The organism is Curvivirga sp. (assembly GCF_965219885.1).
Taxonomy (GTDB): Bacteria; Pseudomonadota; Alphaproteobacteria; order UBA8366; family Aestuariispiraceae; genus Curvivirga.
The window spans coordinates 517,056-527,083 of sequence record NZ_CBDCOT010000007.1 but is presented as its reverse complement, the minus strand read 5'-3'; the positions used below and the strand labels follow the sequence as shown (position 1 = coordinate 527,083).

General features: G+C 42.3%; 7 protein-coding genes. 4 read left to right on the top strand and 3 right to left on the bottom strand.

Annotated features, from left to right (window positions below; all coding sequences use genetic code 11):
- Positions 1-95: 95 nt before the first annotated feature.
- The 3 genes from ACOQOA_RS02600 to ACOQOA_RS02590 are packed head-to-tail and all read left to right on the top strand — an operon-like array spanning position 96 to position 3,827.
- Positions 96-2,126 (top strand): lytic transglycosylase domain-containing protein, encoded by a 2,031-nt coding sequence (locus ACOQOA_RS02600; RefSeq protein WP_420547104.1) that lies wholly within the window; start codon positions 96-98, stop codon positions 2,124-2,126.
- A gap of 32 nt (positions 2,127-2,158) precedes the next feature.
- On the top strand, positions 2,159-2,842 hold the full coding sequence (locus ACOQOA_RS02595; RefSeq protein WP_420547103.1) for a haloacid dehalogenase type II: 684 nt from the start codon (positions 2,159-2,161) through the stop codon (positions 2,840-2,842).
- A gap of 7 nt (positions 2,843-2,849) precedes the next feature.
- Complete coding sequence (locus tag ACOQOA_RS02590; RefSeq protein ID WP_420547102.1) at positions 2,850-3,827, top strand: threonine ammonia-lyase; 978 nt, start codon at positions 2,850-2,852, stop codon at positions 3,825-3,827.
- 30 nt (positions 3,828-3,857) lie between these two features.
- Here the strand turns inward: ACOQOA_RS02590 and ACOQOA_RS02585 are convergent, their stop codons facing one another.
- The 3 genes from ACOQOA_RS02585 to ACOQOA_RS02575 all read right to left on the bottom strand — a co-directional run bounded on the left by ACOQOA_RS02585 (position 3,858) and on the right by ACOQOA_RS02575 (position 8,174).
- Positions 3,858-4,304: a bactofilin family protein gene (locus ACOQOA_RS02585; RefSeq protein ID WP_420547101.1), complete on the bottom strand. Its 447-nt coding sequence runs from the start codon at positions 4,302-4,304 to the stop codon at positions 3,858-3,860.
- Positions 4,288-6,195 carry a peptidoglycan DD-metalloendopeptidase family protein gene (locus ACOQOA_RS02580; protein ID WP_420547100.1) on the bottom strand — a complete coding sequence of 636 codons (1,908 nt, stop codon included), beginning with the start codon at positions 6,193-6,195 and terminating at the stop codon, positions 4,288-4,290. The genes ACOQOA_RS02585 and ACOQOA_RS02580 overlap by 17 nt, the downstream gene beginning before the upstream one ends.
- Before the next feature lie 158 nt (positions 6,196-6,353).
- Positions 6,354-8,174, bottom strand: coding sequence for an ATP-binding protein (locus tag ACOQOA_RS02575; protein WP_420547099.1), 1,821 nt, complete (start codon positions 8,172-8,174; stop codon positions 6,354-6,356).
- 285 nt (positions 8,175-8,459) lie between these two features.
- On the opposite strand from ACOQOA_RS02575, the gene ACOQOA_RS02570 reads away from it, so the two are divergent.
- A complete protein-coding gene (locus ACOQOA_RS02570; protein WP_420547098.1) occupies positions 8,460-10,022 on the top strand; it encodes a trimethylamine methyltransferase family protein in 1,563 nt (520 codons plus the stop codon).
- The last annotated feature ends 6 nt before the right edge of the window (positions 10,023-10,028 follow it).

Here is a 10,028-nt window from a genome sequence, read left to right as displayed (position 1 = left end):
CTATGACTTACTTGGAATTTTCTTGAAACTGTTCTTTGCGTGAATAGCGAATTCAGTCATACTACCGCCACAATTAGAAAATAGATGGATGGGTTATGATCTTTTCAACTGGGGCATTTACAAAAACCATATCAAGCTCAAGGCATTTAAAACGTCTAAGCTTCAGCGCTGTAATTGCTGCGAGCCTAACCCTACCTAGCATCACAAACGCTGCATCTCTTTCAAAAGTCGATCTCAACCTCTATGAAAAAGCCTTTCAAGCAGCCGACAATAATAAATGGGATTATGCCTTTAATCGAGCGCGCAAAGCAGAGAATGAATTACCTGAACAAGTTCTAAAATGGACTTACTATCAATACAAAAACAATAAAGCGAGTTTCAATGAAATATCCGATTTCATTTTAACGCATCATGATTGGCCAGGTATTCGAACATTACATCGGTCTGCTGAAAACGCGATTAAAGCGTCTACTCCTAAAAGCGATCTTCTTGAATGGTTTCGATCCCATGATCCCTATACCGTGAAAGGGGTGATCCACTACGCACGTGCCTTAATAGAGGATGGACGTAAAGAAAAAGCGAAAAACTTAATCCGCGAGGCTTGGCGTGAACGTGATATGCTACCTGTGGACGAAAAAGCAATTCTGCGCCCATATAAAAAGTGGCTTACGAAAGAAGATCATCTAGCGCGACTAGAGTTCCTTCTATGGAAAGGTTTCACTGGTAGCGCGACTCGTCAATCTCGCCGTGTCTCAAATGATTATGCTAAACTGGCACAAGCCCGCATCAAGTTGCGTCGGCGTTCGGGAGGCGTTGATTATGCCATTCGCCAAGTTCCTAGACACCTAAAGGATCATCCCGGCTTGGCTTATGAAAGATTACGGTGGCGCCTTCGCAAAGGTCGATATGAGGATTCACTTGAACTTTTAAGAAACCCGGAACAGGAAAAAGATCAAGCAGGATATTGGTGGAAACAACGTCGAAAAGTTGCACGTTGGGCTGTCCGTGAAAAGAAATTCGATCTCGCTTATAAAATTGCTGCAGATCATAGCAATACAAGTGGCTATGCTTATGCAGACGCAGAATGGTTCGCAGGCTGGATCGCCTTACAATATCTTCATAAACCCGAAGATGCGTTATTACATTTTCAAAATATGGAACGGAAAGTCAGCTTTCCCGTCTCCTTATCTCGCGCTACATATTGGATTGGACGCGCATATGAGGCATTAGACAATCAAGACAAAGCATTGGAAAGCTTTAAAAATGCGGCGACATTCTCTCACCGTTTCTACGGGCAACTTGCAATAGGGAAATTGCCAAAGGATTCTCAAATTCCAAAAACTGCGCCGAAATATGTTCCGCAAGAATTCGCAATCCAACCTGACGTGGCTCATAACGAACTAGCTGAAGCCATTGTGATAATGGATCAACTTGACGAAGATAAAATTGTAAAACGCTTCACCCAAGCCTTGATGTGGCAGGCCGATGAAGAAAATGAATTTCAATTTATTGCTGCATTAAGTAAATCTATCGGACGAAATGATTTAGCAGTCTATACCGCACGCCAAGCGGACAAAAAGCACGTTACCTTATATGAAGATGGATACCCAATCTTCCCAATCGAAGGTGAAAACTTCCTACATAGTCCAATCGTACATTCAATTATCAGACAGGAAAGTGCATTTTACCCCAAAGCAAAGAGTTCAGCAGGCGCACTTGGTATGATGCAGCTCATGCCAGCGACAGCTAAAAGGCAAGCCAAACGTGTTCGTCTAAAATATAATAAAAAGCGCTTAACCACAGACCCTCTCTACAATATTACGATAGGACAATCTTATCTTTCTGGACTGATACAACGTTTTGATGGTTCTCTCCCTATGGCTTTCGCAGGATATAATGCAGGCCCAAGCCGTGTGAAACGCTGGGTCAATCAAAATGGAGATCCGCGCGTAAGAATTGAAGAAATGATTGATTGGATAGAGATGATACCATTTGAAGAAACACGAAACTATGTACAACGTGTTTCGGAGAATCTGTTAGTCTATAAACAGAAATTTGGGGAACCTTCCCGTGAGCTAACCTTGGATATGCTTAATCACGTGGTAGACCCAACTTTAAGTAACTAAGATTAATTGGGGCGGAAGGAAATATATAGGAAATGAACGAACCAATCCTAAAAGGCATCAAAGCATGTATTTTTGATGCTTACGGCACCCTATTTAATGTTCATGCAGCTGCAGCAAAATGCAAAGATGATTTGGGAGATAAAGCAGATGCGCTCTCCCATATCTGGCGTCAGAAACAACTTGAATATACTTGGTTACGAAGTCTTATGCGCGATTATCGCGACTTCTGGGATATTACTCAGGATGGGTTAGCTTATGCGATGGCTGCGGTTAATCTAGACTCACCGGAATTAAAGAAAAAATTACTTAGCCTTTATTGGGAATTAGAAGCCTATCCAGAAGTTCCAGAAATGCTATCGGCTTTAAGAGATAAGAAGTTAAAGCGTGTTATTTTGTCTAACGGCTCTCCCAAGATGTTAGAAGCTGCAGCACAGTCAGCACGTATTACACCTCTATTAAATGAAATTCATTCCGTAGATGATATTGGTGTATTTAAGCCTGATCCACGCGTCTATCAGATGTCTGTTGATCATTTATATATTCAACCTCATGAAATTTGTTTTGTATCATCCAATGCATGGGATGTAGCGGGTGCTGCTCATTTTGGCTTCAATGTGGTTTGGGTGAATCGTTTCAATCAACCACCTGAAGGCCTTTCGGGTCGCCCAAAAGCAATTTTAAAAAATCTTGAAAAACTTCCAACTTTAATTGGTTAATTTTACAATGTCAGATACAGCAAATTTTGCGGATATAGTAACAGCAGCTAGCCGCATCAAAGGATATGCAACACGTACATCTTTGATTGAGTCACCTTTCATAAATGAAAAACTAGGTGGTCGGGCTTTATTTAAACCAGAATGCTTACAAAAAACGGGTTCCTTCAAGTTTCGTGGTGCCATAAATACCATCAATGCACTATCTGATCAGCAAAAGAAAAAAGGGGTTGTTGCCTTCTCATCAGGTAATCATGCCCAAGGTGTCGCACATGCCGCACAGCTTGCTGGCATTCCTGCAGTTATCATTATGCCTGCGGATGCCCCCAAGATTAAAATTGAAAATACACGCGCTTATGGTGCAGAGGTTATTCTTTATGATCGGTATAATGAGGATCGCGAAGCAATCGGTCTTAAGGTTCAGGAAGAGCGAGGCAGCTATTTAATCAAACCTTATGATGCAGAATTAACCCTTACCGGACAAGGTACCGCTGGTCTCGAAATTGCCGAAGATTGCAAAGCAATGGGCATCGATCCGGATCAACTTCTATCGCCATGTGGCGGTGGAGGCCTCATGGCTGGTTTATGCCTTGCAATGGCAGAAACGTTTCCAGAAACCAAACTCTATGGTGTTGAGCCTGCTGATTTCGATGATACGAAACGATCACTTGAAACGGGTTGTTATGAAGAAAATGACCCGTCAGCACGCTCTATTTGTGACGCCCTCCTTTCTCCATCTCCTGGCAAGATTACCTTCCCAATCAATCAGAACCGATTAAGTGGTGGATTATCTGTCACAGATGAGGAGGTGAAACATGCTATGCGTATCGCCTTTAGAGATTTGAAACTCGTTGTAGAACCAGGTGGCGTCGTTGCATTAGCGGCACTGTTAGCTGGTAAAATCGACACAAAAGATAAAACCACAATAATCGTTCTATCCGGTGGAAATGTAGATGATGAAATGTATCGATCTATACTAGCTGAATAAAAAAGAGCCACTTCCGGCTCTTTCATTTGGTTAGTCTAATTCTAGGGTAGAATTAGAGATTGCAGCCTCTATAACAGCTTTTCCATTCACCGAATAAGTGATCGGGTTTCCACGCTTACACAGACCTTGTAGATGGGCCCCTGCTTCAATAGACAAACTATCGTGATTGATATCACCTGTCACATCTGCAGTAGATGTCAAACGAACAACGCGCCCTGTAATTTCGCCCTTCACATGACCTGAAACAATGATTTCATCACCAAATAAAGACCCGTTGACAGTTGCTTTTTCACCAATGGTCAAGCGATAAGAATGGATGTCGCCGGTTACATCGCCATCTACATGCATATCCCCCTTAGAGGCCACATTCCCTGTCAAAACCATACCTTCTGACAAAACTGTAAGTACCTTGGAGGGGGTGAAAGAGGACTTTTCATAAGTCACATTTGCTGAAGGTTGCTTATCCTTTGTAGACATGGCGTCCAGCCTCAATAAATTTCATAGGATCGAGATGTTCACCGTCCAAACGAATTTCATAATGTACATGCGGACCAGTCGAACGCCCTGTACTACCTAATTTTCCAATTGGATCGCGATGAGAAATCTCGTCGCCTTTCTTAACCAAGATCTTCTTAAGATGACCATAAATAGTAGTTATGCCGCAACCATGGTCAATTTCAACCATCTTTCCATAGCTAGAACTATTATACGCTTTAACAACTTTTCCGCCTGCAGTTGCATGGATGGTTGTTCCAGGCCAACCTCCCATATCAATTCCCTTATGCATCGCATTTTTACCAGTAAACGGGTCTTTGCGCATTCCGTATTTACTGGTTACATGATAGTAGTCCACTGGCGAAACCAACGGCACACATGAAATTAGTTTATCTAACGCTTGCAGCTTCTGAACTTTTTGTTCCAAAGTAGCAACAGTTGTGTTCAATTCAGATGAAGAACCACCTGTGAATTCCTGAATAATTTCTGGACCACCAGTCCCTGTATGTAAGCCCGCCATCGCAAGAGCTTTATTCAAATCCAAGCCAGTGCCTGACAGTGTTTCTTGCTTATGGGCAATAGATTTTTCTGTGCGATCTAAAAGACCTGAAACAATTGTAATTTGATCATCATGAATGGATTCAAGTTCCGACAATAACGTCATTGCCTGTTGAGGGCGGTTTTCACGCATTGCATCCACTTCGCGTGTATAGCCTGTCACACGACTTAATCCCGTTACAACGCCATCCAGAGTTTGTTCAACTTTGTCTGACATATCTCTGAAATCAACAAGGCCATCCATCAGATCAGAGGATGTTTCTTCTAAAACGGTTAAACGTTCATCCAAGGGTACATTACTAAGATCAGTACGGGGTGTCAGCGCATCTGCCAATTTATTACGCAAACCACTTTCAACCATCAAACTATCAAAGCGTTCGTTCAGAATTGCGATACGTTCTTCCGCCTGGTTGTTTAGCCCTAACAATCTGGCTTCTTCTTCACGAAGCAACTCCAGATCGTCTGATAGTTTTTCATTTGTAGTATCTAGTTGATCTCTTCGCTCTTCAAGGGATGCAACTTCCACCTCAAATTTCTTAATACGGATATTTGCATCGACACCCTCTTCTCGGGATTCAGACAATGCCGCCGTCAAATTCTTGATTTGATGCCCCATTACCTTCTTATTATTTTCCAGCGCCTCATATTCGTTTTGTGATTTGACTAAAGCCTGGTTTGCAGCACTTACTTTACCAGATAACTTGCGATTTAACGCGCGTTGATTTTCAAGCTGCTCCTTTAGTGCAATAATCTCATCTTGATATCCAGAACGAGATTTCACAATTCGATCCAGATCGTCTCCTTTCACCTCAAAATCAAGCGAAGCACGAGCAAGGCTTTCATTCACCTTGTCTCCTAACACACGAAACGCAATAATTTCTTCAGATAATGTCATCTCAGATGATGTCTCATCCGTTTCAGATATTGCCTTCTTCTCTGCTAAGGCAAGACCATTTCCCTTTTCCATATCCTGAAGCAGATTGGTGATGCGTTCCAACTCAACTTTATAAGCCTGAAAGTCAGCTTTCAAACGGTTTTGAGATAATTTTGCTTCGATAATTGCTTGATTCCGGTCATCTATTATTGAGTTTTGCCATAAGCTGGTAATCGTAGATGACGTTCCCCACAATGCTGCAGCAGACACACCAAGACATAAAGCCATCTGTAACTTTGGTGACAGATTGATGAAAGTTACGCGACCTTGACTACGGATCAAGATATCCCGCGGCTTAAACACACGCTTAAACCAGTTATCTTTCTTGCCACTTTCAGTACCTTCAGAAACCCCATGTCCTGAATCAAAACCACCGTGCATTAAAATAGCTTTCTATATTTAGACGGACCCAACTTCCAACCCTCCCCTATTAAGCCATTTTATGAGGGGAAGAGTCAACGCAAGGACAATAAAATATCCTCAAAACAGATTTTATTTATCCGACAGGTATCAGAAAATGAATGTGATTTTTTTTCTTATTAAATTGTATTCACACGCTCTTTTGGCAAATGAATAGAAACCACTGTTCCTTTGGAAACTTCACTTTCCAATGTCAACTTACCATCATGAGCCTTCACCAGCATATCAGATAAGGGCAAACCAAGTCCGGTTCCTTCTTCCGACTGGGTCCAAGGGCTGTCTAAACGACCAAATGGTTTCATAACCGTTTCAACATCAGTCATAGACATACCTTCACCATTATCTGCAACACGAATCAGCATACCACCATCTTGCGCTAATCCGGCAGACACAGTCACCATTCCTGCAGCTGGTGTAAACTTCACCGCATTATTCATCAAGTTTAGAATCACTTGTTTCACTGCACGCATATCAGCACGCAGTTTTGGTAATTCCTCAGGTACATCCACATTTAGCAATAAATCTTTTTCTGCGGCACGTTGTTCCAATAATTTATGGCAATCTTTAACAACTTCACTCACATCAAATTCTTCGTCATTCACAATAAATGCGCCAGCTTCCACCTTTGACACATCAAGGACGTCATTAATCAAATCCAACAAATGTGAACCAGAGTTATAAATATCATTTGCATATTCTTTATAACGGTCTTGGCCAACAGGCCCTAACATCTCACTGCGAACAATATCAGAGAAACCAATAATTGCGTTTAATGGTGTTCTTAATTCATGAGACATATTTGCGAGAAATCTTGATTTGGCTTGGTTAGCCGCGTCAGCTTCTTCCTTCGCCAATTGTAATTCAAGTTCACGTTCCTTCAACTCAGAGATATCTGTACGTACTGCAACGGTACCGCCAGATGATGTTCCATGCTCCGTACATAAAATCCATCGTCCATCACTTACCCGAATAATTGTTGAATCATCAAAATGGTGATGCGCCTGAATTTGATCTTCCACAAAATCATCAATACGTCCCTCAGCAGTTGGGAAGTCCCCACGTTCTGCAGCCGTGCGAATGATATCTTCAAAAGTCACATCTTCTCGAATTGCATCTTGCGCTTTTGGCGTAATATCACTGAATTTTCTATTAAATAGAACCAGTTTGTCGTCTTTATCGAACAAGGCAAACCCATCAGACATTGAATTCACTGCATCACGCAATAACGCTTCAGAATCACGCGCACGCTCTTCACTGGCTCGCATGGCACGTTCTGCCAATTCTTGTTGAATGATCATTTCGTTATAAGATGTTACAACTTCCCCCAGCTCATCCTTCGAATCCCATTCAACAGACGAACGGATATCATTATCTTTAACTAGCTTAATAGATTTCATTAATTCTCGAAGCGGATAACCAATGGTTCTCTCAGTGGCAACAACTGTTGCAGCTACAATTACGGCCATCAGAATAATCAAAACCAAGACATTACGTTGCAAACGCGTGATCACTTCATATTGAACACGATCATCATGCATACCAACAGATACCGAACCAATAATCTCTTCGTGATCGTTTGAGCTATAGATGATAGGCAGTGTTTCTTCAAAGGAAGCTTTCGCGCCCTCTTTACCTGCAACACGTAGTGCTGAAATTTCTTCACCGGTCACATCGCGAACCGTTACATATAGAAAATCTGGGTCTTGTTCCAACGCCAATAAAATCGGGCGAATAGCACGAATATCATAATTCCATAACGGGCTTGAAAGCGCCAAAGCCTGTACTTGTGTATTTTGTAATAGGCGTTGTTTCAAATCTTCGTGCGCAACACTAATGCTCGCATATTCAAGTACCGCAAATAGTGCAATCATACTAATAGCGATCAATGGAAGAACCACGGCCAAAAGTTTCGCACGGATCGAGTTTAGTGAAATAAACATGAAGTCCCCAGTATTCTTCTTGTTAATATCCTGTAAGTATAGAGTATTTCTACTAAAGATAATAGCAAATTACTAATAACTTATTAAAGACAAAATAAAAGCCCTTTTGCAATACAGATCATTCATAACCTCAGTTATGCCAATGGAATATCACTTTAGAAAACACGTCTTTTGATGTCGTAACTTTGCAAGAAAAAGTCGTTGCAGATTAAATTCAATTTTGCATACAGTTTGTGAAGAAAAAACAACAACGCAAAATGCGGTACTTTTAGTGGAGTGAAGTGAATGACAGCTGAAGTCGTCAAATCTCGTCGCGGTGGTCGGAAAGCACGTGTTGCAGTACGTGAAGCACCTTTGGCCGAAGATATTCGTCCAATCAAGCCAGGTTTGGAAGGTGGGAATTACAAACCACTTTCACAATCTGATATGGACAAAATTAATGAAGCAGCCCTGAAAGCGCTTGAAACAATCGGGATGTCAAATGCAATCTCGTCATGCCGTGAGTTATTCCTAAATGCTGGCGCAACGGAAACAGCAGATGGTCGCATCCTTATTCCACGTTCAATGGTGGAAGATACATTAAGTAAATGTGCGCGTCGTTTCCCGCTTCATGCACAGGATCCAAAATTTGATCTAGAGCCATGGGGCAGCAAAGTACATTTTGGTACCGCAGGCGCGGCCGTACATATGGTTGATCATGATACACGTGATTATCGTGAATCTACCTTAAAAGACCTCTACAACATGGCGCGTATCGTGGATAAAATGGAAAATATTCATTTCTTCCAACGAACCGTGGTTCCCCGCGACCTGCCTGATGCCATGGAAATGGATGTGAATACGACCTACGCATCCGTTATGGGAACTAAAAAACATGTAGGTGCAAGCTGGGTTTTACCGGAACATCTGGAAGCCTCTCTAAAGATGCTTTACGAAATTGCAGGTGGCGAAGATAAATGGCGTGAACGTCCCTTTGTTAGTATGTCTTGCTGTTTTGTAGTGCCGCCAATGAAATTTGCGGAAGATGCTTGTGCGACGATGGAAGTTGGTGTTCGTGCAGGCATGCCGATCTTGTTATTATCAGCAGGACAAGCTGGTGCAACAAGCCCTGCTGCCTTGGCTGGCTCCTTAGTTCAGGCAGTTGCAGAAGTTTTGGCAGGTTTGGTTTATGTGAACCTTATCAAACCGGGTGCACCAGCAATCTTTGGCACATGGCCATTTGTATCTGATCTTCGTACAGGTGCTATGAGCGGTGGTTCAGGTGAACAAGCACTTCTAACTGCAGGTTGCGCACAAATGGCGCAATATTATGATCTTACAGGTGGTGCACCGGGTGGTATTACAGATTCCAAGCTTGTTGATGCACAAGCGGGATATGAAAAAGGATACAACCATACACTTGCTGCGAATTCTGGCCTGAACATGGTTTATGAATCCGCAGGTATGCATGCCAGCTTATTGGGCGCAAGCCTAGAAGGTCTTGTTGTAGACAATGATTCTATTGGCGCTGCGCTTCGCACAGTTCGTGGTATTAAGGTTGATGAAGATAGCTTATCTTTAGAAGCCATTCGTGATGTTTGCATCGGTGGACCCGGGCATTATCTAGGTCATGATCAAACAATTCAGCGTATGCAATCAGATTACGCATATCCGGAAATCGGCGATCGTTCCAGTCCGAAAGAATGGGCAGAATTCGGTTCAACATCTATTGAAGAGCGTGCCCATAAGAAAGTTGATGAAATTCTATCTTCTCATTTCCCTGATCACGTCAGTGATGAGATTGATCAAAAAATCCGTTCTGAGTTACCGATCAAGCTGGATCGAGAATATATGAAGCCGAAAGCATAAGGCGAT

What these genes read in the sequence shown, in the direction of transcription:
- ACOQOA_RS02600 (WP_420547104.1), top strand. Translation starts at nt 96, where the DNA reads ATGATCTTTTCAACTGGGGCATTTACAAAAACCATATCAAGCTCAAGG.
- ACOQOA_RS02595 (WP_420547103.1), top strand. Translation starts at nt 2,159, where the DNA reads ATGAACGAACCAATCCTAAAAGGCATCAAAGCATGTATTTTTGATGCT.
- ACOQOA_RS02590 (WP_420547102.1), top strand. Translation starts at nt 2,850, where the DNA reads ATGTCAGATACAGCAAATTTTGCGGATATAGTAACAGCAGCTAGCCGC.
- ACOQOA_RS02585 (WP_420547101.1), bottom strand. Translation starts at nt 4,304, where the DNA reads ATGTCTACAAAGGATAAGCAACCTTCAGCAAATGTGACTTATGAAAAG.
- ACOQOA_RS02580 (WP_420547100.1), bottom strand. Translation starts at nt 6,195, where the DNA reads ATGCACGGTGGTTTTGATTCAGGACATGGGGTTTCTGAAGGTACTGAA.
- ACOQOA_RS02575 (WP_420547099.1), bottom strand. Translation starts at nt 8,174, where the DNA reads ATGTTTATTTCACTAAACTCGATCCGTGCGAAACTTTTGGCCGTGGTT.
- ACOQOA_RS02570 (WP_420547098.1), top strand. Translation starts at nt 8,460, where the DNA reads ATGACAGCTGAAGTCGTCAAATCTCGTCGCGGTGGTCGGAAAGCACGT.